This is a genomic window from Nocardia sp. BSTN01 (assembly GCF_015354405.1).
In the GTDB taxonomy this organism is placed as follows: domain Bacteria; phylum Actinomycetota; class Actinomycetes; order Mycobacteriales; family Mycobacteriaceae; genus Nocardia.
This window is the reverse complement of sequence record NZ_JADKYP010000011.1, coordinates 100,547-122,433: the sequence shown is the minus strand read 5'-3', so window position 1 is coordinate 122,433 and position 21,887 is coordinate 100,547. Positions and strand designations below refer to the sequence as shown.

The 21,887-nt window shown below is 66.9% G+C and carries 19 protein-coding genes; 10 read left to right on the top strand and 9 right to left on the bottom strand.

Annotated elements, in window-relative coordinates:
* From IRT45_RS12610 to IRT45_RS12580, 7 genes are read right to left on the bottom strand one after another with little or no spacing between them, the layout of a single operon-like run.
* Complete coding sequence (locus tag IRT45_RS12610) at positions 1 to 345, bottom strand: WXG100 family type VII secretion target (protein WP_309240916.1); 345 nt, start codon at positions 343 to 345, stop codon at positions 1 to 3.
* 58 nt (positions 346 to 403) lie between these two features.
* On the bottom strand, positions 404 to 1,060 hold the full coding sequence (locus tag IRT45_RS12605) for a hypothetical protein (protein WP_375540093.1): 657 nt from the start codon (positions 1,058 to 1,060) through the stop codon (positions 404 to 406).
* A complete protein-coding gene (locus IRT45_RS12600) occupies positions 1,057 to 2,727 on the bottom strand; it encodes an ABC transporter family substrate-binding protein (RefSeq protein ID WP_194806017.1) in 1,671 nt (556 codons plus the stop codon). The genes IRT45_RS12605 and IRT45_RS12600 overlap by 4 nt, the downstream gene beginning before the upstream one ends.
* 31 nt (positions 2,728 to 2,758) lie before the next feature.
* A complete protein-coding gene (locus IRT45_RS12595) occupies positions 2,759 to 4,435 on the bottom strand; it encodes an ABC transporter family substrate-binding protein (protein WP_375540092.1) in 1,677 nt (558 codons plus the stop codon).
* 9 nt (positions 4,436 to 4,444) lie between these two features.
* Complete coding sequence (locus IRT45_RS12590) at positions 4,445 to 6,331, bottom strand: ABC transporter ATP-binding protein (protein WP_194806016.1); 1,887 nt, start codon at positions 6,329 to 6,331, stop codon at positions 4,445 to 4,447.
* Positions 6,328 to 7,332, bottom strand: coding sequence for an ABC transporter permease (locus IRT45_RS12585; protein WP_194806015.1), 1,005 nt, complete (start codon positions 7,330 to 7,332; stop codon positions 6,328 to 6,330). The genes IRT45_RS12590 and IRT45_RS12585 overlap by 4 nt, the downstream gene beginning before the upstream one ends.
* 13 nt (positions 7,333 to 7,345) lie before the next feature.
* Positions 7,346 to 8,323: an ABC transporter permease gene (locus IRT45_RS12580; RefSeq protein WP_194806057.1), complete on the bottom strand. Its 978-nt coding sequence runs from the start codon at positions 8,321 to 8,323 to the stop codon at positions 7,346 to 7,348.
* A 172-nt stretch (positions 8,324 to 8,495) separates the two neighbouring features.
* Here IRT45_RS12580 and IRT45_RS12575 point away from each other — a divergent pair, with 172 nt between their 5' ends.
* Positions 8,496 to 9,299 carry an HAD family hydrolase gene (locus IRT45_RS12575; protein ID WP_194806056.1) on the top strand — a complete coding sequence of 268 codons (804 nt, stop codon included), beginning with the start codon at positions 8,496 to 8,498 and terminating at the stop codon, positions 9,297 to 9,299.
* Between the two features lie 98 nt (positions 9,300 to 9,397).
* Here IRT45_RS12575 and IRT45_RS12570 read toward each other — a convergent pair whose 3' ends face one another.
* On the bottom strand, positions 9,398 to 11,518 hold the full coding sequence (locus tag IRT45_RS12570) for an N-acetylmuramoyl-L-alanine amidase (protein WP_194806014.1): 2,121 nt from the start codon (positions 11,516 to 11,518) through the stop codon (positions 9,398 to 9,400).
* Positions 11,519 to 11,721: 203 nt separating this feature from the next.
* On the opposite strand from IRT45_RS12570, the gene IRT45_RS12565 reads away from it, so the two are divergent.
* The gene (locus IRT45_RS12565; RefSeq protein ID WP_228534230.1) at positions 11,722 to 13,302 is read left to right on the top strand and encodes a SpoIID/LytB domain-containing protein; all 1,581 of its coding nucleotides are present in this window, start codon (positions 11,722 to 11,724) and stop codon (positions 13,300 to 13,302) included.
* A gap of 90 nt (positions 13,303 to 13,392) precedes the next feature.
* Here IRT45_RS12565 and IRT45_RS12560 read toward each other — a convergent pair whose 3' ends face one another.
* The gene (locus IRT45_RS12560) at positions 13,393 to 13,893 is read right to left on the bottom strand and encodes a MarR family winged helix-turn-helix transcriptional regulator (RefSeq protein WP_194806013.1); all 501 of its coding nucleotides are present in this window, start codon (positions 13,891 to 13,893) and stop codon (positions 13,393 to 13,395) included.
* A gap of 109 nt (positions 13,894 to 14,002) precedes the next feature.
* On the opposite strand from IRT45_RS12560, the gene IRT45_RS12555 reads away from it, so the two are divergent.
* The 8 genes from IRT45_RS12555 to IRT45_RS12520 all read left to right on the top strand — a co-directional run bounded on the left by IRT45_RS12555 (position 14,003) and on the right by IRT45_RS12520 (position 21,886).
* Complete coding sequence (locus tag IRT45_RS12555; protein WP_194806012.1) at positions 14,003 to 14,971, top strand: EamA family transporter; 969 nt, start codon at positions 14,003 to 14,005, stop codon at positions 14,969 to 14,971.
* 6 nt (positions 14,972 to 14,977) lie between these two features.
* On the top strand, positions 14,978 to 15,613 hold the full coding sequence (locus IRT45_RS12550; RefSeq protein WP_194806011.1) for an NAD(P)-dependent oxidoreductase: 636 nt from the start codon (positions 14,978 to 14,980) through the stop codon (positions 15,611 to 15,613).
* A 178-nt stretch (positions 15,614 to 15,791) separates the two neighbouring features.
* Positions 15,792 to 16,394: a hypothetical protein gene (locus IRT45_RS12545; protein ID WP_194806010.1), complete on the top strand. Its 603-nt coding sequence runs from the start codon at positions 15,792 to 15,794 to the stop codon at positions 16,392 to 16,394.
* Between the two features lie 10 nt (positions 16,395 to 16,404).
* On the top strand, positions 16,405 to 16,914 hold the full coding sequence (locus IRT45_RS12540) for a hypothetical protein (RefSeq protein WP_194806009.1): 510 nt from the start codon (positions 16,405 to 16,407) through the stop codon (positions 16,912 to 16,914).
* Positions 16,915 to 17,169: 255 nt separating this feature from the next.
* Positions 17,170 to 18,372 carry a UDP-galactopyranose mutase gene (glf, locus tag IRT45_RS12535; RefSeq protein ID WP_194806008.1) on the top strand — a complete coding sequence of 401 codons (1,203 nt, stop codon included), beginning with the start codon at positions 17,170 to 17,172 and terminating at the stop codon, positions 18,370 to 18,372.
* Between the two features lie 37 nt (positions 18,373 to 18,409).
* Entirely contained in the window at positions 18,410 to 20,341 is a 1,932-nt protein-coding gene (locus tag IRT45_RS12530) for a glycosyltransferase (protein ID WP_194806007.1), read from the top strand.
* A gap of 62 nt (positions 20,342 to 20,403) precedes the next feature.
* A complete protein-coding gene (locus IRT45_RS12525) occupies positions 20,404 to 20,937 on the top strand; it encodes a phosphatase PAP2 family protein (RefSeq protein ID WP_036497096.1) in 534 nt (177 codons plus the stop codon).
* A 1-nt stretch (position 20,938) separates the two neighbouring features.
* Positions 20,939 to 21,886: a decaprenyl-phosphate phosphoribosyltransferase gene (locus tag IRT45_RS12520; RefSeq protein WP_194806006.1), complete on the top strand. Its 948-nt coding sequence runs from the start codon at positions 20,939 to 20,941 to the stop codon at positions 21,884 to 21,886.
* Position 21,887: the final 1 nt, after the last annotated feature.

The window sequence follows — 21,887 nt, the reverse complement described above, 5'->3', positions numbered from 1 at the left end:
TCAGGTCCAATCCAGTCTCGGGATGTTCAGAACAGCAGCACTGTTCGCGTCGACCGACTGGAACGTCTCCGCCGTAACGCCGAGTTTCTCGGCCAACGTGGCGAGAGCTTGGAAGATGTGGCGACCACCGTCGTGGACCTCGGTCCAGCCTTCGGAGAACTCGTCGGCGTAGTCGCCCGTCCAGCCGTCGGTCAGCATGTCTTCGACGTCTTTGGCTGCGGAATCCAAAGCGTTGTGCAGTGTTTCGGCCAAGCCGTAGATGTAGACGCCCACATCGCGCACCTGTTCGGGCACGACCGAGAAGTTGTGCCCAGGACTCGGCGAATTTCCCCCGCTATCGCTCACTTCCCGATGGTAAGCCAGGGCCTATCGGTGGTCCAGACGATGCGGCTGAGGTAACACCTCAACTCGGATCCGACCCTCGGATGGCGGCGAACCAGGTGGCGGCGGCGGCCGCTACCACCGTGGCACCGGCGAAGGCGGGGAGGCCGCCGCCGGCGACGTAGATCCAGAACAGGCCGGCGAAGGGGGCGACGACGGCGAATTGGGCGTCGAGGAGGAGGCGGCGGCCGAGGCGGGTGGCTGCGGTGGCGTGGGCGGGGCCGTCGGGGTCGGGGCGGGTCGGGTTGTCGATCAGGCGGCCCTGCGGTTCGGAGTCGCGAACCGCTCCGGAGGCGAACAGGCGGTGGCCGTGCACGACCACGGCGGCGTCACAGTCGGCGTCGGATTCCGTCAGGACGACGAGTGACGGATCGAAATAGACCGGCAGCCACCGGGTTCGGCCGCCGGAACTCAGTTCCAGCCAGGATCGGCTGACCAACCGGTTCTGCTGACGTACCCGCTTCACCCGGAACGTCCCCGCCGGAATCGTGCGCCACGGCACCACCCCGAACGCCACCGCGAGACGAAACCCGCTGTACAGCAGCACAACCAGCCCCACCGCCGCCACCATGGCCAACTGCTCCGAATCGGCGAACGGCGCCCAGGCGATGCAGATCACCAGGGCGCCGATCGTGGTGAGAACCGGATAGGCCAGGGGATGGCCGGTACCGGAAATCACTTCAGGTAGCCGACTTTCGTCCAGTCGAGGGTGGCCAGGCCGCGCGCGCCGTAGTTGGCGAGGTTGGACCGGGCGGCGACGATGCCGGGCGACTGCAGCAGCGGGAGGGAATGACCCTCGGCGAAGATCTGGCGGTCGACCTGATTTGCCAGATCGATGGCCTTGGCCGGATCAAGTTCGGAGACGGTTTTCTCGATCAGATCATTGAGTTCCGGGGAACCGATATGGCCGTAGTTGCCCTGCCAGTTGTTCGGGTCGTATCCCCAGATCTGGTTGATGCTGCCCAGGGGGAAGGGGTCACCCACCCAGGAGAACTGCGCCAGATCGAAATCGCCCTTCTGGAACACATTGGTGAACAAGCCCTGTCCCGGCCGAGTGTCGATCGTGAGCTTCACCCCGATCTTGGCGAGGTTCTGCTGCATGATCTGCGCCATCTGTACCCAGGACGGATCGTTGTACATCACATCGCGGATCTCGAGTCTGCGACCGTCCTTCACGCGCACGTCGCCCTGCAATTTCCAGCCCAGGGCGTCGAGTTCGCGGGCAGCGGCATCGGGGTCGTAGGGCAGGGCGTTGTCCTGGTAACCCTTCTGCCCCTCCAGGTAGATGTGATTGTTCAGCGGTTTCGGTTCGGCGACCAGACCGTTCTGAATCGCATTCGCGATGCCCTGCCGATCGATGGCCTTCGACACGGCGACGCGAACCTTGGGATCCTCCAGAATCGAACCGGGCGCACCGTTGAAGGTCAGATGCGACCACTGCAGCGCCGGCGCGCGGCGGATGGAGACGTTCGGAACCCCTTGAGCCGTCACCAAATCGCCACGGCTGCCGATTCCGATCGCGTCGAGCTCGTCGTTCTGCAAGGCGGGCACCAGTGCGGCCGAATCGAGCACGCTGAAATTGACGGTGTCGAGTTTCGGTGCCGCACCCCACCATTTCGGGTTGCGTCCCAGCGTGATCCGACCCTGAGTCCGGTCGGTGGATTGGACGGCGAACGGTCCGGCCGTCACCTTGATGCCGTCGACGAGGCTCTTGTTGAACGCGTCCGGATTCGAGGTCACCGACTTCGGGTACAGCATGCTGTTTCCGGAGAATTGCCCCTGCCATTCACCGAAGTGCTTGCTGAAGGTCAGCACCGCCTGGCGATCGTCGGCGCCGCGCTCGACCTTCGCGACGCGATCGAAACCCATGTTGTTGGCGATCAGGTACTCCGGATTGCGACCACTCAGCGCCTCGGCCTGAGAGGCGATGTCCTCCCACGTGATCGGCGTGCCGTCGGTCCACACCGCCTTCGGGTTGATGGTGTAGGTGACGGTCTGCGGATCGGTGCCGGTCAACTCGACATTGGTGAAGTAGTCGGTGTTGAGATGGGTTCCGCCGGCGGCATCGATGCTGAATGCCTGTGGCAGCATCGGCCGTTCGACCGCGGTGATGTCGTAGTTGTTGCCGTCGATCTGGAGAGTGTTCCAGTTCGGCGGGAATTCCGAGATCGCCAACCGCAGGCTGCCGCCGTCGCGGAGGTCGGCGACGTCGTGCGGATTGATGTCGTTGGTCGTGCCGAGCGCGGAGCTTCCGGTCCCGGTCGTGGAGCCCGAACACCCCGACAGCAGCAGTCCGCACGCGACCGCGGGGATCGCGAGCCGGGTTATTGTCGAACGAATCCGCATGGCTTCGTTCTCCTTTCGTCGGGACGGGCGGCTAACTTACGAAGCCGATCTTGGTGTAGTCGTAGGAGGCCAGGCCCGGAGCGCCGTAGTTGGCGACGGTGGTGCGCACGCCGTAGTTGCCGGGATCCTGGGTGAGCGGCAGCGAGAAACCCTCTTCGAAAACCTTGCGGTCCACCTGGTTCGCGAGTTCGATGGCCTTTTTCGGATCCAGTTCACTGAGGGTCTGCTCGATCAGTGCGTTCAACTCCGGGGAGCCGATGCGACCGAAATTGCTCTGCTCGTCATCGGGACGGTAGGCGTAGATCTGCGGGATGCTCCCGAACGGGAATGCGTCACCCGAGAACTGGAACTGGGCGATATCGAAATCACCAGGGATCATCGCATCGGTGAAAAAGCCCTGGCGTTGCCGGGTGGCGATGGTCAGCTTCACCCCGACCTTCGCGAGGTCCCCCTGGACGATCTGCGCGACCCTGACCCAGGTGGGATCGTTGTACATCACATCGCGAATCTCGAGGCGGCGGCCGTCTTTGACCCGCACATCGCCCTGCTGTTTCCAGCCCAGTGCATCGAGTTCGCGCGCCGCGGCCGCGGGGTCGTAGGGCAGGCTGTTGTCCTGATAACCCTCTTGTCCCTGGACGAAGATGTGATTGTTCAACGGCTTCGGATTCGACACCAGGCCGTTTTCGATCGCATTCGCGATGCCCTGCCGATCGATGGCCTTCGATATCGCCACGCGCAGTGCGGGATCCGCCAGAATCGAACCGGGCGCGCCGTTGAAGGTGATGTGCCGCCACAGATTTCCCGGGGCGTGGCGTACGACCAGTTCGGATCCGCTGCGCACGGTCGCCAGATCCTCGATGGAATTCAGGCGTGCGGCATCGAGTTCGTTGTTCTGCAGGGCCGCCGCATATGCGGACTGATCCATCACACTGAAGGTAATGGTGTCCAATTTCGGCGTATCGCCCCACCATTTCGGATTGCGGCCCAGCACGATTCGGCCCTGGGTGCGATCGGTGGAGCGGACCACGAACGGCCCGGAGGTGATCGCGATGCCGCCGGCGAGCGCGCGGTTGAAGGTGTCCGGGTCGGCGGTAACCGATCTGGGGTACAGCATCGCGTTTCCGGCGAACTGACCCCGCCAATCCGCGTAATGCTGTTTGAAGGTGATCACGGCCTGCCGGTCGTCGACCCCGCGTTCGACCTTGTCGACCCGATCGAATCCGTTGTTGATCGCGATCAGATAGCGGGTGTCCACACTCGACAGCGCATGGGCCTGAGAGGCGATGTCCTCCCAGGTGATCGGTGATCCGTCACTCCACACTGCCGCGGGGTTGATGGTGTAGGTAACCTGCTGCGGATCGGTCCCGGTGAGCTGGATATCGGTGAAATAGTCCTTGTTGATCGTCATTTGGCCGGCCCCGTCGATCAGATACGACCGCGGCATTAACGGCCACAGCACCTCCCCGGTCTCCAACTCGTTGCCGTCGATGGACAGGGAATTCCAATTGGCTGGATATCCGCTGATCGCCAACCGCAGGTTACCGCCGTCGCGCACCGCATCGCGCGGCTGCGGATTGATGTCGTTGGCGGTTCCGAGGGCGGCGGGTCCGTTGGTGGTGTTCACGGAGGCGCAGCCGGCCAGCGCGACAGCCACCCCAGCCGCTACTACGACAGCGACCGAACGCAATGCCCGCGAACGTATCCTCACGACGAACTCCTAGCGTGCGACGACCGGAAGGGGCACCGCGTCGATCAGCGCGCGGGTGTACTCGTGCTGCGGCGCCGCGAAAATCTGCTCGGCCGGCCCGGATTCGACGATCTTGCCGCGATACATGACCGCGATATCGTGCGCGAGATTGCGGACCACCGAAAGGTCGTGGGACACGAACAGATACGACAGTCCGCGTTCGGCCTGCAGATCCCGCAGCAGGTTCAGGACCCCGGCCTGGATGGAGACGTCGAGCGAGGACACCGGCTCGTCGAGCACCAGCATGTCCGGATCCAGCGCCATCGCCCGCGCGATATTGATGCGCTGCTTCTGTCCACCGGAGAAATCGGCCGGATAGCGGTCGGCGTGTTCGGCGCGCAGTCCGACCTGTTTCAGCAATTCCGGTACCCGCTTGCGGATCTCGTCGCGGGACCGGCCGTCGACCCGCAACGGTTCGGCCAGGGCGTCGAAGATCGGCAGGCGCGGATCCAGCGAGGAGGACGGATCCTGGAACACGATCTGCAACCTGCGGCGGATATCGCGTGTGCGCTGCTTGCTCAGCGTCGCGACATTCTCGCCGAAGACCTCGATCGTGCCCGCCTCGGGCTGGGCGAGGTCCATGATCTGGCTCAGCGTCGTCGACTTCCCGGACCCGGATTCGCCGACGAGTGCGAGCGTGCGTCCCTTGCGCACCGCGAAATCGATGCCGTCGACCGCGCGCACCTCACCGGTGCGCCGTTTGAAGACGACACCGGAGGTGACCGGGAAGGTCTTGGTTAGACCCGAAACCCGCAGCACCACATCCGAATCGGCGGGTTCCGCCGCGGCCACGCCGTCGGTGTCGTGGCGGTAGGCGGCGAACAGTTCCGCGGTCCCCACTTCGGCCGTGCGGATGCAGGCGGCCCGGTGCGCGGGCGCTGTTTCCTGCAGCGGCGGCTCTGCGGCCAGGCAGTCGTCGATCGAAACCGGACAGCGCGGCGCGAAGGGACAGCCCGGCGGCAGGGCGTGCATGGGTGGAGGAGCGCCGACGATCGGGATGAGCGGCGCGCGGGCCGGGCCGTCCATCCGCGGGATGGAACCGAGCAGGCCGACGGTGTAGGGCATCCGTGGCGAGTTGAACAGCTCTGCGGCCGGGGCGTTCTCGACGATTCGCCCCGCGTACATCACGGCCACGCGGTCGGCCAGAGTGGCGGCGATCCCCATGTCGTGGGTGATCATGATGACGCCGGCGCCGGTGATGTCGCGGGCCTTGCGCAGCAGGTCGAGAATCTGCGCCTGCACCGTCACATCCAAGGCGGTGGTCGGTTCGTCGCAGATGATCAGTTCCGGATCGTTGGCGATCGCCATCGCGATCACCACGCGTTGCCGCATACCGCCGGAGAATTCGTGCGGAAAAGCCTTGGCACGCACCGCCGGTTCGGGAATACCGACCAGATCCAGCAGCTCCACCGCTCGATCCGCGGCCTGCGACTTGCTCATCTTCTTGTGGGCGACCAGCGCTTCGGCGATCTGATCGCCGACCCGGTAGACCGGGGTGAGCGCCGAGAGCGGGTCCTGGAAGACCATGCTGACCCGAGTGCCACGCAGCGCCGATAGCTGTTTGTCGCCCATGCCGAGCAACTCCCTGCCGCGCAGGCGAATCGAGCCGCGGATGCGGGCCTGATCGGGCAGCAACCCCATCACGGCCAGTGAGGACACCGATTTACCGGAACCCGACTCGCCGACGATGGCCAGCACCTCACCGTCGGCGACGGTGTAGTTCACGCCGCGCACCGCGTCGATGCGGCCCTCCTCGCCGGGGAAGGACACATGCAGGTCCGAGACCTCCAGCAGGGGGGCGGTCGTAACGCGGCGCGAGTCCGCGCGGTCGGCGGATTCGGTGGTGTGATCGGTCATGCCGCTTCAATCCCTCTGTCCGACTGCTCATCCGGACCGGCACCGGAGGTCTGCGCCGACTTCCCGCGCAGTGCCTTGTCCCGCTTTCCGGCCTTGCGGCCCGCCCGCGCCCCTTTGGAACTCGGGTCGAAGGCGTCCCGCAGGCCGTCGCCGACGAGGTTGGCGCACAGCACGATCGCGATCAGAAAACCACCCGGGAACAGGAACAACCAGGGGAAGGTCAGTGCCGATTTGGTGCCGAAGGCGATCAGCGAGCCCAGTGACACGTCCGGCGGTTGCACGCCGAATCCGAGGAAGCTCAAACCGGTTTCGGACATGATCGCCGCGCCGACCGCGAGGGTGGTGTCGATGATCAGGATCGACGCGATATTCGGCACGATGTGCGTGACGATCACCGAACGCGTCGACGCGCCCATATACCTAGCCGCGCGGACAAATTCGCGTTCCCGCAGGCTCATCGTCAATCCGCGCACGATGCGGGCGCTGATCATCCAGCTGAATCCGGCCAGCAACACGATCAGCAACAGAATCGAACTGCTGCCCTTGGTGCGCGGGGCGAAGATCGCGATGATGATGAAACTGGGCACCACCAGCAGCAGATCGACCAGCCACATGATCGCCCGATCGGTCCAGCCACCGAGCAGACCCGCGATCGACCCCGCGGTGACCGCGATCAGCGAGGTCAGCACCGCCACGCAGATGCCGATGATCAGCGATTTCTGCAAACCGTGCAGAGTCTGGGCCAGCATGTCCTGGCCGATCTCGTTGGTGCCGAACAAATGCTGCGGCGAGGGCGGTTGCAACAGCGCGTACGGGTCGCGCTCCTGATAGTCGTAGGACAGGAACGGCGGTATCGCGAAGGCGCCGATCAGCATGATGATCAGCACGGACGCACCGACCAGGGCGGGCTTGTTGCGGAGGAACCTGCGCCACACCAGCTTCCGGCGACCGGCGGCCGCGGGCTCCGGCGCACCCTGCGCGATGATCTCGGTTTCGGTCACTGTGTCGCCCCGATCATCCGACCCGCACCCGCGGATCCAGAATCGCATACACGATGTCGGACAGCAGGCCCGATACCAGCACCACGAATCCCGCGAACACCGTGACGGTCACCACGATGTAGATGTCCTGCGCGTTGATCGCGTCGACCAGCCATTCACCGACGCCGTGCCATCCGAAGATCTTCTCGGTGAAGGTGGCGCCCGTGATCAGCGCGCCGAGACTGTAGGCGAACAGGGTCGCCATCGGAATCAGCGCGGTGCGCAGACCGTGTTTGTAGAGTGCGCGGCGGCGGGTGAGTCCCTTCGCCCGCGCGGTGCGGATGAAATCGCTCTGCAGCACATCCAGCATGGCGTTGCGCTGGTAGCGGCTGTAACTGGCCATCGCGCCCAGGGCGAGGCCGAGGGAGGGAACGATCATGTGCTGTAACCGGTCGACGAACTGATTCCACACCCCGTGCACGGCATTGGCCGACGTTTCGCCGGTATACAGGAATATCTGCTGCCCGGTGGCCGAATTGATTTCCAGTGCACCGTATTTGAGTAGCGTCGCCAAGAGGAACACGGGCGTGCTGAGCACCAGCAGGGAAATAATCGTCGTGAAGTAATCGGTGAACCGATATTGCCGGATCGCACCGGCCGCGCCGATCAGCACACCGAGGACCGTTCCGACCACCGAGCCCACGATCAGCAACCGCAGACTGACCCCGATCCGGCGCGGCAGTTCCTGACTGACCGGCTGCCCCGTCAGGGTCGTGCCGAAGTCACCGTGCACCACGCCGCCGACCCAGGTGAGGTAGCGCTGCGGGATGGGTTGATCGAGATGCAGTTCGTGGGCCTTGGCATCGATCACCGACTGCGGCGGTCGCGGATTGCGCTGTTCGAGGCTGTCCAGCGGGCGAAATGTCAGCGACGCCAGACTGAAGGCCAGGAACGACGCCAGCGCCAGCAGCACGACATAGTTGAGCGCACGTCGTAGCAGAAAGCCGGTCATCGGTCCCCTCGGGTCGGTTACTAGCCCCTGATCATAGGGAATGGTCTCGAGTCCACCGGTGACATCGTGCACCACTTCCGGCCCGCTCGCAGGCGGGGCGCGGGCAAACGATTACAGCCGCGCCGCAATTTCGGGCAGGATGGAATAGGTGACGCGTCTGCCGAAGCCGAAGATGGTGGCCACCGATGTCGATGGCACGCTGCTCGACGAATGGGAACGGGTGACGCCGCGCACCCGTATCGCGGTGGCCGCGCTGATCGCCGACGGCGTGCCGTTCGTGCTGGCCACGGGCCGTCCGCCGCGCTGGATCGATCCGGTGATCGAGGGGCTGGGCTTTCCTCCGCTGTGCGTCTGCGGCAACGGCGCCGTGATCTACGACAGTGCCGCCGACCGCATCCTGCACACCAGCACGCTGGATGTGGAGAGTCTGGCGTGGATCGCCGACCTCGCCGAGCGCGTACTGCCGGGCTGTGGGCTGGCCGCCGAGCGCGTCGGCCGCAGCGCACACGATGCGGCGACGCCGCAATTCGTCAGCTCGCCCGAGTACGAGCACGCCTGGCTGAATCCGGACGACACGCAGGTCTCGCGGCAGGAGGTCATCTCGGCCCCGGCGATCAAGATGCTCATCCGGCTGCGCGGAACGCCGAGCGCGCAGATGCAGTCGGCCCTGGAACCCCACCTGGCCGGGCGCGCCGACATCACCTACTCCACCAACAACGGACTCATCGAACTGTCCGCGCCCGGTATCACCAAGGCCGCCGGCCTGAGCGTGGTCGCCGAGCGACTAGGGGTGGACCCGGCGGCGATCCTGGCCTTCGGCGATATGCCCAACGATGTGCCGATGCTCCGCATGGCCGGCCACGGCGTCGCGATGGGCAACGCCCACCCCGAAGCCCTCGCCGCCGCCGACGAGATCACCGCCTCCAATTCGGAGGACGGTGTGGCGCGGGTGCTCGAGCGCTGGTGGGAGAGTTAGGGCTGTCCGCCAGCTTGGCTTTGCCCTGAATTGATCGTGCAAACCTCGCCGCTTCGAGCAGGTTTCGCGCATTCGGGTGGATCTCCCAGCCTCGGCCCTCAGCCCGCGGGGGCCGCAGGAATGGCCTGAGGCGGCGCCGCCACAGCGGACTCGGGTGCGGGCGGTGCTTCTCGAACCGCCCCTTCTTGTGTGGGTGCGTCCGGGGCCGGGGCGTCCGCGGCGGGCAGTGCCTGCGGAATCGGCTCGCCCGCCGGGCCCGGTTGTGCCCCACCGTGTTTCAGCAAGGTGGTGACCACACCGGTGGCGGTGTTGAGGATCAGTGAGCCGAGCCGGAAATCGGCCCGCTGGCCGCCGGGAACCGGATACGGAGTGCGCAGCGGCGTTCCGAGCAGTCCGGATTCGGCGCCGAGCTGAACGAAGCGGTCGAGAAGCCGGCCGGCCAGTTCCACGATCGAACCGTCGGGCGCCGCGTAGACGTAGCCGTTGGCGAATTCGGCGTACTGGCCGCCGTCCCCGGTCGGGGTCGGTTCGGAGGACGCGGCACCGAGGCGTCCGTCCGGACCACCCTGCCCCGCATAGTAGGTGGCGATGGCGTTCTTGCCCACCATGCTCAGCAGCTGCGTGGTCAGATTCGCCAGCGCCGCCAGATCCGCGTGCGCCCGTTGGTCTTTCGGGGCCTCGGGCGCGGTGCCGGCGGCGACGCCCGCGGCGATCTCGCGGATGCGGTCCATGCGCGCATAGGCGGCGTCGCCGGGACAGGCGGTGTTGCCGACGTCGCGATGTGCGAACACGATCGGCAGGTCCACCGCCTCACCCTCGGCGTACGGGGTGTAGTCGGTGCCCTCGGAATACATGGTGGTGTGGCCCTCGGGATCCAGCCCCGCGATCTTGGCCCGCCAGCCGACGAACTGCCCGGTGGCCTGGAGCTGGGCGTCGCTGGGCGGGTCGGTCTCGAAATCGCCCATCATCGCCACGCCCGCGGTGTTCTCGTTGAAACCACCGGCGTGCGCGCCCTCGACCGGGCGGTCCAGACCGCCGTAGCGGCCCTCGAAGATCTGGCCGTACTTGTCGACCAGCGCGTTGTAGCCGATATCGCACCAGCCCAGCGTCTTGGCGTGATACGCGTAGATCGCCCGCACGATGCCGGCGGATTCGGCCCTGCTGTAGTCGTTGCGACCGGCGGTGTGATGCACGGTGATTCCGCCCAGCCCGTCGTCGTAGGTGGGCTCCTCGCAGCGCAGTGATTCGTCGGCGCCCCACTGGGCGCGGCTGATCACCTTCGGCCCGCCGCCCGGTAGCGGCGCGGCGACCGAAGTCAGGTTGTCGTCGATCGCGCCGCGCCCGGGATCGATCAGCACTGCCGACAGTTGCGACGCGGCCCGCTGCGCCGGATCGCCGGAGCGACCGGCGGCCGCAGCGATCGCCTTACGAGTGGTGAGAATCTGAACGGCCTTGGTCTCGCCGACGTAGATCGGTTCGGTACCGGCGCGGGCGGGGGCGGCCGCGTGATCGCTGCGTCCGGTGTCGACCTGGTCGGCCGGGAACCACGGTCCCCAGGTGCCGTCGGCCTGCTGGGCGCGAATCAGGGAGGTGGTGTCGGCCAGTTCCGTCGCGGTCAGCGCGACCATGCTGAAGGGCGTATCCCGGGTCAATTCCTTGACTTCCGCACCGACCTGATCGGCCATATCCGGTGGTACGGCACCGGGGGACAGGGCGGGCGCGGCCGGGTCGGAGCCCGGAATCCGTGCGGGGTCGAGCGGGGCGGCGATGAAGCCGGGGCCGGCGTGCGCGGGGGACGCGGCGGGGGCGGGAGCCTGCGGGGTGACTGGTCCGGCGTACGGCGTCGGGGCCGGTGTGGTGGTCGTTCGATCACCGAATTGGGGTAGTGGAATCTCGCTGGGTAGCTGCACGCCCGGCGGGGCGGGTAGGCCGGGCGGCACGGGAATCGACGTCGGCAGCGGGAGCTTCCGCAAGTCGGACAGCCGCAGATCGGGCAGGTTCAATCCGGTGAGTTCGCGCAGTGGCAACACGATGTCGGGGGCGGACGCCAAGGTCACCTCGGCGAGTTGCGCGGGTATCGCGGCGAGGTCGCTGTCGCCCGCTGGGCGATAGCCGGGAGAGTCGCGCAGTGTCAGCGTCGCGAGCGGGGCGGCAACCGCGAGGGTCGCGACCACGGGCAGAACGACGGAACGTTTCGGGCGGCGGTACGGCACGAGCATCTCCCATTCAGGTAGAACCGGTGACCGTCAGCGTGGAACAGGGTGGCGCTCGGGGTTGATTCCTGACGGATCGAACGTCACACTAGTCCCAAATGCCACAGATCTAAACCTTTGGTTGAGGATTAGGATCTAGGATAGCTCGAATGTAACTTCCCGGTAGCCAAGCAAGGTCGGCGTTGTCCGCACCACCACAGGAGGGTTCGATGACCCGGACCGAAGCCCCTCGGACCGGTGCCGCACCGCCGGATCGCCCGAACACCACACCCACGGATGGGGTGGCGGGCGTATTCGCGAGCCGAATCCGGCGCCGGCACGGTGGACTGCTGCGTCGCCGGCGAATGCGGCGCGGTGCGCTGATCGGCTTGGTCGTGGTGCCGGTGACCGGCGGGATCGTCGTCGCCTTCGCGGTGCCGATGTTCGGTTCCGGTACTCGCAACGCCGCCTATCAAGCGGCCGCGGGCCCCGGACATGGGCGCGGGATGAGCCAGGTCGGCGCGTTCGACCAGGCCACCGCGGGCGCGACCGCCGACGGCATCCTGGCGCACTACTACCCGGGCGCCCAGCTCGGAACGATCGGGCCGACCACGGTGCGGGTGCGGCTCACCGTCTACGACAACGAAACCCTGGACGTGTACTCGGATTCCGGGCTGACCGTCGCCGGTCGGCGAGTGGTGGCCGGACAGGCCGCGCACCTGACTCCGACGCCCGACGGCGGCGCGAACGTCGTGGTGACCATCGGTTGTGACGGTGATGTGCTGTGGCAGGGTGCCACCGACGACCCCTGGGCCTACCCCGCCGACCCGGGTCCGGACCGGCCCGAGGCCGAACATCTGAAGGTGTGCGACGGCTCCGGTTTCCGTGGGGCACTGGGGGTTACGCAGGACGACGGGCATCCGGCGACGGTGAACCAGCTCGACGTCGAGGACTATCTGCTCGGTGTGGTCCCGGCCGAGATGGAGGCCGACTGGGCCGACAAGGGTGGTGCGGAAGCGCTGCGGGCACAGGCGATCGCGGCCCGCTCGTACGCTCTGGCCGAACACCGCTACCCGTATGCCCAGACCTGCGACACCACCGACTGCCAGATGTATCCCGGCACCGACAAGGAGGATTCGCGCGCGGCCGACGCGGTGCACGCCACCGCGGGCCAGGTCCTCCTGCGCGACGGCCACATCCTGCGCACGGAGTATTCGGCGGCGCCCGGCGGCGGGCAGCCGATCGACATCACGACCCTCGAGGTCGGGCCGACGCCCGCCGAGTTGGAGGCCGCGCCGGCCGTGCCCGAAGCTCCGGCCGCACCCGCGCCGGCGGTCCCCGAGCAAGCGGTTCGCGGTAATTCCGCCATCGATGTGAAATATGCCGAAAGCGGCGGCGCCGCAGGGCCTTTGGGCGATCCGATGGGGCCGGAGTCGCTGCTGCCCGGCAAGGTCGGAACCTTCCGCCTGTACCGGGGTGGTGTCATCATCGCCACCCCGACCCTCGGCGCCCAGATCGTCGATTACGCCCGCCTGCTGCAGATCGCGCCGCAGGTGAGCCAGAGCGCGGAGGAGGATGCCGGAGCGCAGGCCGCGGCTCCCGGCGGCACCCGCCCGCCGGGGACGGCGGCGACTCCCACCCCGCCACCGGCTCCCACCGGGCAGGATGCGCAGAGCCGCCCGGGCCCGGCGGATGCGGCCGGTACTCCGGCTGCCGCGACCGGATCACCCGCCGGCCCGCCCGCCGCGGGGATCGCGGCGCCGGACCACACCGCAACCGCCCCGGCCGCTGCGGCTTCCCAACCGGAATAGCGGACCGCCGGCGCCTTGCTCGCTGGTGGTACAGCCGGGTGTCGCCGATGCCGTCGTCCCGCCGGAGCCGGTCGGTGTGCTTCCCCTCGCTCAACCCAGCGAGGTGTCGTCCAGTGATTCGGAGAGCCGGCGGAGCAGGTCGCCGAGCTGGTCCAACTCGGTTCGGCTCATACCGGACAGCAGGCGGATCTCGTTGTCGACGTGCAGCGGCATGACCTCGTCGATCACGTCGCGGCCGTGGTCGGTCAGCTGGACGCGAATGGTCCGCCGGTCCCGCGCATCGGGAACGCGGCGAACCAGATCCTTGGCGGCCATGCGGTCGATGCGATTGGTGATCGCGCCCGAGGTCACCATGGTGGCTTTGATCAAGTCACCGGCCGTGAGGCCGTCGGGCCCACCGGAGCGGCGCAGTGTGGACAGCATGTCGAATTCCCAGTATTCGAGTCCGTAGCGGGCGAAGAAGTCCTTCATCTCACGCTCGAGCCGACGGCCCATCCGCTTCAACCGGCCGATGACGTGGGTCGGCCAGACATCGAGGTCGGGGCGGACGCGACCCCAGTCCGCGACGATCCGGTCCACGGCGTCGCTCATAGCGCTCTCCTCCCATTTCGAATATCTCAATGTTCAGATACTTGACATCAAGACACTCGGTGGTGTCCGATTATCTCAACGTTGAGATTATCAATGAGGAGATACCGTCATGACAGGTACCGCCGCCCGCGGTTCGACTGCCGCGATCCTCGCGATCACCGGTCTGGCGCCACTGGTGTGGGGGACGACGTACGCGGTCACCTCCGAATTCCTACCGCCGGAGCGGCCGATGTTCACCGCGTTGATGCGAGCCCTCCCGGCCGGATTGGTACTGCTGGGCGCCACTCGGGTGCTGCCGCGCGGCCGCTGGATCGGCCGTGCCGCCCTGCTCGGCGTGCTCAACATCGGCGCCTTCTTCCCGCTGCTGTTCCTCGCCGCGTACCGGCTGCCCGGCGGCGTGGCGGCCGTATTGGGTTCGGCCGCACCGCTGTTCGCGCTCGGTTTCGCGGCGGTGCTGTTGCGGGTGCGGCCGAGCGGTCGCAAGCTGACGGCAGGGGCGATCGGCATGCTCGGGGTCGCGCTGGTCGTGTTGCGGGCGAATGCCGCCCTGGACACGATCGGTGTGCTGGCCGGGCTGGCGGGTGCGGTGTCGATGGCCGCGGGAACCGTGCTGACCGGGCATTGGGGACGGCCCGAAGGTGTCGGCCCGCTGGCGTTCACGAGCTGGCAACTCACCGCGGGCGGGGTGGTGCTGCTGCCGTTGGCGCTGCTCACCGAGGGTGCGCCGCCCGCGCTGGACCTCCCGGCTATCGGCGGATACCTCTATCTCGGCGTCCTCGGCACCGCGGCCGCCTATGCCCTCTGGTTCCGCGGTCTGGCTCGGGTACCGGCCACGTCCGTCGCCTTCCTCGGCCTGTTGAGTCCGCTCTCCGCGGCGGTGATCGGCTGGCTCGCGCTCGGGCAGTCGCTGACTCCGCTGCAGGTGCTGGGCATGGCGATCGCCCTGGGCGGCACGGTGCTGGGACAGGTGGGTGATCGGGCACAGCCGCCGTCCGAGCGGCCGGAGCCGCTCTCGCCGTCGGTCACCGACGCACCCGAACTCGCCGACCCACGGCAACTGTCATCGATCGAGGAGTGAAAAACCATGCGTATCACCGTTTTCGGAGCGGCGGGCAGCGCGGGCAGTCGCATCGTGCGCGAGGCGCTGTCGCGCGGCCACGAGGTCACCGCCGTCGGCCGCGGCGAGCGGTCCGACGACCTGCGCGCCGCGGCGAGCTTCCGCACCGCCGACGCCACCGATCCGGCTCAGGTGAAGGACGTCGCCGCCGGTAGCGATGTGGTCATCAGCGCGACTCGGCCGCGACCCGGGCGCGAGCACGAATTGGCGGACGTGGCCGCGGCACTGCTGGACGGATTGCGCGGCACCGGAATTCGCCTGCTGGTCGTCGGCGGCGCGGGGGATCTGGTCGTGCCCGGCACCGGCACGACCGTCATGCAACGGCCCGACTTCCCGCCGGACTGGCGTCCGATCGCCCTGGCCTGCCACGCGCAACGAGAGGTGTTCCGCAGCGCGACAACCGATGTCGACTGGACCTATCTCAGCCCACCCGCCCTGCTCGAGCCCGGCGAACGCCGCGGAACCTACCGGGTCGGCGCCGACGAACTGGTCACCGACAGCACGGGCACCTCCTACATCTCGATGGAAGACCTCGCCGTCGCCCTCCTCGACGAGGCCGAGGAGCAGCGCCACACCCGCACTCGCTTCACCGTCGCCTACTGAATCACCGGACCGAAGCGCGTTCTCGGACAGGGCCTTATCCCGTCCATAAGGATCAGCCAACCGCCCCGGCGACGATAGATGACATCCGGTGAGCCGGCTTTCCCCGTGATGCGGGTTCACCTCGTACCGACGTCGTCGGCAGGCGGTAGAGTGCCTGCCCGAGAGAAGGGGGAGGCCGATGAGCTATCCGTACGGGCCCGGCTACGGGGGTAACGGCTATCCGCCGGCGGGCTATCCGCCGCCCGGGTATCCGCCCGCGGGATATCCGGCGCCGGGCTATGCGCCCTACGGTTATCAGGAGCCGCGCCCGAGCGGGGGCGCGGCGATCACCGCGGGAGTCTTCGCGCTCCTGCTGGCGCTGCTGGCCGCGTTCGGAATCATCGGATTGCTCAGTGCGGCCGACAGTGTGAGCCACTCCTACGGCTCCTACCGTTCGCACAGCAGCGGTTCGGCCGACATCTTCTACATCATGGCCGCGGTCGACGGCCTGATCGCGCTGCTGTGGGCCGTCGGCGGGATCATGCTGATGAACCACAAGAATGCCGGGCGGGTGATGCTGGTCGTGCTGTCCTCGCTCGGACTGCTCGGTGGTCTCGCGGGGATCGTGATGGCACTGGCCAACGGCGTACCCGCCGCATCGATCGGCGGAATCGTCGGACTGCTGTTCGCGGTGCTGATGTTGAGCCTGACGCTGTCCGGTTCGGCGAAGCGGTGGTGCGGCGTGGGCACGCCCGCCTATCCGCCCGCCGCGTACTACGGCCAGCCTCCGTATCCGTACTGAGAAGGCGGACGTGGCGTATCCGTATATGCAGCCCGCCTACGCCCCGCCACCACCGAAGCCGGGCGGCGGAACGGCGATCACCGCGGGGGTATCGGCGCTGTTGCAGGGCATCGCGTTGACCGTGTTCTCCATCCTCGGGGCGATCGCGACCCGCCAGGATCGCCGGAGCGGAGACGGCTCGACGGAGGATCTCGTCGCCTTGATCATCTTCGGCTCGCTGTCCTCGCTGTTTCTCGTCGGCGCGATACTTCTGCTGTGCCGGCGAAAGTCCGGACGATTCGTCGTCGTCGCTGTGACATCACTGGTGATGCTGGTAGTCCCCGTTTTCCCGGTCGTCGCCGCGATCGGGGGCGGCGTCGAGAAGTCCGATGTGCTGGGGTTCGCTGTGATGCTCGCGCTCCTCTTCGCGGTCGAGCTCCCCACGCTCGTGTGCGCCGCGATGAGCTCGACCGGACGGTGGATCGCCGCCCGAACTGTGAAAACTCACGTTCCACCGGCCCCTGTATACCCCTATTACTGAGTGACCGGACGACCGCGCCGGTGTCGCCTCCGCAGACATCCGGTCGCGTTCGCCGCATGCCTCCCGGCCGGGTCCACCGGGGGGCTCGGACGGCGGTCATCGACCGGCCGGTGACCGTGCGGTGAACACTGTCCGGGCCCCCGCGGCGATATTCCGCTACCCGTCCCGGTCCGCGCACGGCCGTGACCACCATCCCCGCCGGCGAGACCTACGGCGTGCAGACGCGGTGACCCGCTACGGCTACGCTGGGCACCCGTGACCGTCGCAGCTCCCTTCGATCTGATCGTCGTCGGCTCCGGATTCTTCGGGCTGACCGTTGCCGAACGCACCGCCAACCTGCTGGGTAAGCGGGTGCTCGTGATCGAGCGCCGCTACCACCTGGGCGGTAACGCGTATTCGGAGGCGGACCCCGAAACCGGAATCGAAATCCACAAGTACGGTGCCCACCTGTTCCACACCTCCAACAAGCGAGTGTGGGATTACGTCAATCAGTTCACCGAGTTCACCGGTTACCAGCATCGGGTCTTCGCGATGCACAAGGGACAGGCCTACCAGTTCCCGATGGGTCTGGGGCTGATCTCGCAGTTCTTCGGACGCTATTTCGGTCCTGAGGAGGCGCGCGCGCTCATCGCGGAGCAGTCCGCCGAGATCGAGACCAAAAATGCCACGAATCTCGAGGAAAAGGCGATTTCGCTGATCGGCCGCCCGCTGTACGAGGCGTTCGTCCGCGATTACACCGCCAAGCAGTGGCAGACCGACCCCAAGGAGCTGCCCGCCGGCAATATCACGCGGCTGCCCGTGCGATACACCTTCGACAATCGCTATTTCAACGACACCTACGAGGGTCTGCCGGCCAACGGTTACACCGCCTGGCTGGAGAAGATGGCCGAGTCGGATCTGATCGAGGTGCGCCTGAATACCGATTGGTTCGAGGTGCGCGACGAGATCCGCGCGCAGAATCCGGACGCGCCCGTCGTCTACACCGGTCCGCTGGACCGCTACTTCGACTACAGCGAGGGCGAACTGGGCTGGCGCACCATCGATTTCGAGACCGAAGTGCTCGAGACCGGCGACTTCCAGGGCACCTCGGTGATGAACTACAACGATGCCGATGTGCCGTTCACCCGCATCATCGAGCCGCGCCATTTCCACCCGGAGCGTGACAGCTATCCGGAGGACAAAACCGTGATCATGCGCGAATTCTCCCGCTTCGCGCAGACCGGCGACGAGCCGTACTACCCGATCAACACCCCGGAGGACCGCGCCAAACTGCTCGCCTACCGCGAGCGGGCGAAGAGCGAAACCGCCACGGCCAAGGTGGTTTTCGGCGGACGTCTGGGCACGTATCAGTATCTCGACATGCATATGGCCATCGGCAGCGCGCTGAGCACCTTCGACAACGTGCTGCGCCCGCATCTGGAATCCGGCGCACCGCTCACGGCCGGCGATTCCGAGTAATGTGCCACCGGCCCGTACCGCGGATGCAGGAAGTGAAATGACCGCACAAGTGACCCTCGAGGATATGAGCACCGAGACCCGCGCGAAATCCCTGCTGCAGCGCATCATTCTGCCTCGCCCCGGCGAGCCGCTGGATGTGCGGACGCTGTATCTGGAGGAATCGGCGACGAATGCTCGCCGCGCTCATGCTCCCACGCGCACCTCGCTCTCCATCGGCGCCGAATCCGAAGTGTCGTTCTGCACCTATTTCAACGCGGTCCCGGCCAGTTACTGGCGGCGCTGGACCATTCTGGAATCGGTGGTGCTGCGCCTGGACCTGTCCGGGCACGGCCGGGTGGACGTCTACCGCTCCAAGGCCGACGGTTCCCGAATCCATGTGCGCGGTAACGAATTCGCGACGACCGCACCGGCCGATGTCACCACCGTCGAATTCGAGGTCGAGCTGGCGCCGTTCGAGGACGGCGGCTGGATCTGGTTCGACATCACCACCGATTCCGCGGTCGAATTGCGCAGCGGCGGTTGGTACGCGCCGATCGAGGCGCCCGGTGAGGGCAGCATCGCGGTGGGCATGCCGACCTTCAACCGGCCCACCGACTGTGTGAACACCCTCGCGGCCCTCGGCTCCGATCCGCTGGTACTGGAGAAGATCACGGCCGTGATCATTCCCGATCAGGGCAATCGCAAGGCCGTCGACGAACCCGGATTCGCCGAGGCTGCCGCGGTTCTCGGCGATCGCCTCGCGATTCACGATCAGCCGAATCTCGGCGGTTCCGGCGGTTACAGCCGCGTCATGTACGAGGCGCTGAAAACCACGGACGCGCAATACATCGTCTACATGGACGACGATATCGAGATCGAGCCGGACTGCATTCTGCGCGCACTGGCGTTCGCCCGTTTCTCCCGCACCCCCACGCTGGTGGGCGGGCAGATGCTGAATCTGCAGGAGCGCTCGCATCTGCACACCATGGGCGAGGTGGTCGACCGCGGAATCTGGATGTGGACCGCGGCGCCGAATGTCGAATACGACCACGACTTCTCGAAGTATCCGCTGCGCGACCGCGACAATTCCAAACTGCTGCACCGGCGCATCGATGTCGATTTCAACGGCTGGTGGACCTGCGTGATCCCGCGCGTGGTGGCCGAGCAGATCGGGCAGCCGCTGCCGCTGTTCCTGAAGTGGGACGACGTGGAATACGGGCTGCGCGCCCGGGCGTCCGGTTATCCGACGGTCACGCTGCCGGGTGCGGCGGTCTGGCACATGGCGTGGAGCGACAAGGACGACGCCATCGACTGGCAGGCCTACTTCCACCTGCGCAATCGTCTGGTGGTCGCGGCTCTGCACCTCGGCAACGACGGCCGCCCGATGATCGTGAACACGGTCAAGGCGACGTTGAAACATCTGCTGTGCCTGGAATATTCGACGGTCGCCATTCAGAATCAGGCGATTCGCGATTTCCTCGCCGGGCCGGACAAGCTGTTCGAACTGCTGCCCACCGCACTGGGGCAGGTCGCCACGATGCGGAAGGAATTCCCCGACGCGGTGATCGTCGGCTCCTCGACGGACCTGCCGCTGCCCAGCGGCGCCGATGTGGGTGCGGTCGGTGAACCGTCGAATCCGCTGGCGAAGGTCGTCCGGCTCGGCAAGGGCGTGGTGCACAACCTGCGCAAGGCCAAGACCGAACATCACGACCGCCCGCAGTTGAACGTCCCGACCCTGGACGCGCGTTGGTTCCTGCTCTCGCAGGTCGACGGGGTTACCGTGACCACAGCCGACGGGCGTGGTGTGGTGTACCGCAAGCGTGATCCGCGTCAGGCCCGGGAGCTGTTCGCCGAGGCGATGCGGTTGCGCCGGGAACTGGCCGCCCGATTCCCGGAGCTGCGGGAGCGCTACCGTGCCGCACACGCCCGCTTGACCAGCACGGCGGCCTGGGAGAACGCGTTCGGAATCAACCCTAGTGAGGACAAATGACCGCCCCAGCCTCCTCCGATCCGGCAGGCGCCCCGCATCTGCAGGTGGTGGCGGACCCCGAGGTGTCCAAGCCCGCGGAGGTCAAGATCCTCAACGCCGTGCAGGGCGCCATCGGCACGCCGCCGGTGATCAAGGCCGCGCGCGGAATGTCGCACTTCGGTGAGCACGCGCTCGGCTGGATGGCCATCGGCGCCGCCGGGGCACTGGTCGACAAGTCGCGCCGGCGCCAGTGGGCCGGAGTCGCGGTCGGCGCCTTCGGGGCGCACGCCGCCTCGGTCGTCATCAAGCGCATCGTCCGGCGCCCGCGCCCGCACGATCCATCGGTGCAGGTCAACGTGTCCACGCCGAGCAAACTGAGCTTTCCGTCCTCGCACGCCACCTCCACGACGGCGGCGGCCGTGTTGCTCGGGAAGTTGACCGGGCTACCCTTGCCTGCGGTGCTCGTGCCGCCGATGCTGCTCTCCCGGGTCGTTCTGGGAGTGCACTATCCCTCCGACGTGCTCGCCGGATCCGCTCTGGGTGCGGCATCCGCCGCAGCCGTGCTAGCCGCCGAAAAGAGATTCGCCAGTGACCGCACAGGAAAGAACCCTCGCTGATATGAGTGAAGAGCCGACCGGCACCGACCTCGACGAAGCCGTCCTCAAGGGTCCGCCGAAGACGCTGGCCGGCGGAATCGTCAAGGCCGTGCGGCCACGGCAGTGGGTGAAGAACGTCCTCGTGCTGGCGGCGCCGCTGGCCGCCGGTAAGGACGCGGCCTCCGGTGCGTACGTGCTGGCGGATGCGACCGTGGTCGCCCATATCGCGATCGCGTTCGTCGTGTTCTGCATGGCGGCCTCGGGGATCTACCTGGTCAACGACGCGCTCGACGTCGAGGCCGACCGCGCCCACCCCACCAAGCGGTTCCGGCCCATCGCGGCCGGCATCGTGCCGGTGAACCTGGCGTACTCGCTCTCTTCGGTGCTGCTGGTCGGCTCGATCGCGGTGTCGTTCCTGGCGTCCTGGCATCTGGCCGTCGTGATGGCGGTCTACATCGGCATTCAGCTGGCCTACTGCTTCGGCCTGAAACACCAAGCGGTGCTCGACATCTGCATCGTGTCCTCGGGCTTCCTGCTGCGCGCGGTCGCCGGTGGCGCGGCCGCCGATATCCGGCTCTCGCAGTGGTTCCTGCTGATCATGGCCTTCGGCTCGCTGTTCATGGCGGCGGGTAAGCGCTACGCGGAGTTGAAGATCGCGCTCGACACCGGCGCCAAGATCCGCAAGTCGCTGCAGTACTACACACCTACCTACCTGCGCTTCATCTGGACCCTGTCGGCCACCGCGGTGGTGGTCTTCTACGGGCTGTGGGCCTTCGAAACCGATCACAAGCACACCCAGTGGTTCGCGATCTCGATGATTCCGTTTACCATCGCAGTCCTGCGCTACGCGGTCGACGTCGATGGCGGCGAGGCCGGGGAACCCGAAGAGATCGCGCTGGGGGATCGCATATTGCAGCTCCTGGCCATCGCCTGGATCGGAGCGGTAGGTGTCGCTGTCTATCTCACCTGAC

Bases quoted from the DNA above. Each gene is read 5' to 3' on its own strand.
- IRT45_RS12530 (WP_194806007.1), top strand. From the start codon at position 18,410: ATGACCGCACAAGTGACCCTCGAGGATATGAGCACCGAGACCCGCGCG.
- IRT45_RS12545 (WP_194806010.1), top strand. From the start codon at position 15,792: ATGAGCTATCCGTACGGGCCCGGCTACGGGGGTAACGGCTATCCGCCG.
- IRT45_RS12565 (WP_228534230.1), top strand. From the start codon at position 11,722: ATGACCCGGACCGAAGCCCCTCGGACCGGTGCCGCACCGCCGGATCGC.
- IRT45_RS12590 (WP_194806016.1), bottom strand. From the start codon at position 6,331: ATGACCGATCACACCACCGAATCCGCCGACCGCGCGGACTCGCGCCGC.
- IRT45_RS12520 (WP_194806006.1), top strand. From the start codon at position 20,939: ATGAGTGAAGAGCCGACCGGCACCGACCTCGACGAAGCCGTCCTCAAG.
- IRT45_RS12600 (WP_194806017.1), bottom strand. From the start codon at position 2,727: ATGCGGATTCGTTCGACAATAACCCGGCTCGCGATCCCCGCGGTCGCG.
- IRT45_RS12575 (WP_194806056.1), top strand. From the start codon at position 8,496: ATGGTGGCCACCGATGTCGATGGCACGCTGCTCGACGAATGGGAACGG.
- IRT45_RS12560 (WP_194806013.1), bottom strand. From the start codon at position 13,893: ATGAGCGACGCCGTGGACCGGATCGTCGCGGACTGGGGTCGCGTCCGC.
- IRT45_RS12550 (WP_194806011.1), top strand. From the start codon at position 14,978: ATGCGTATCACCGTTTTCGGAGCGGCGGGCAGCGCGGGCAGTCGCATC.
- IRT45_RS12555 (WP_194806012.1), top strand. From the start codon at position 14,003: ATGACAGGTACCGCCGCCCGCGGTTCGACTGCCGCGATCCTCGCGATC.
- IRT45_RS12580 (WP_194806057.1), bottom strand. From the start codon at position 8,323: ATGACCGGCTTTCTGCTACGACGTGCGCTCAACTATGTCGTGCTGCTG.
- IRT45_RS12570 (WP_194806014.1), bottom strand. From the start codon at position 11,518: ATGCTCGTGCCGTACCGCCGCCCGAAACGTTCCGTCGTTCTGCCCGTG.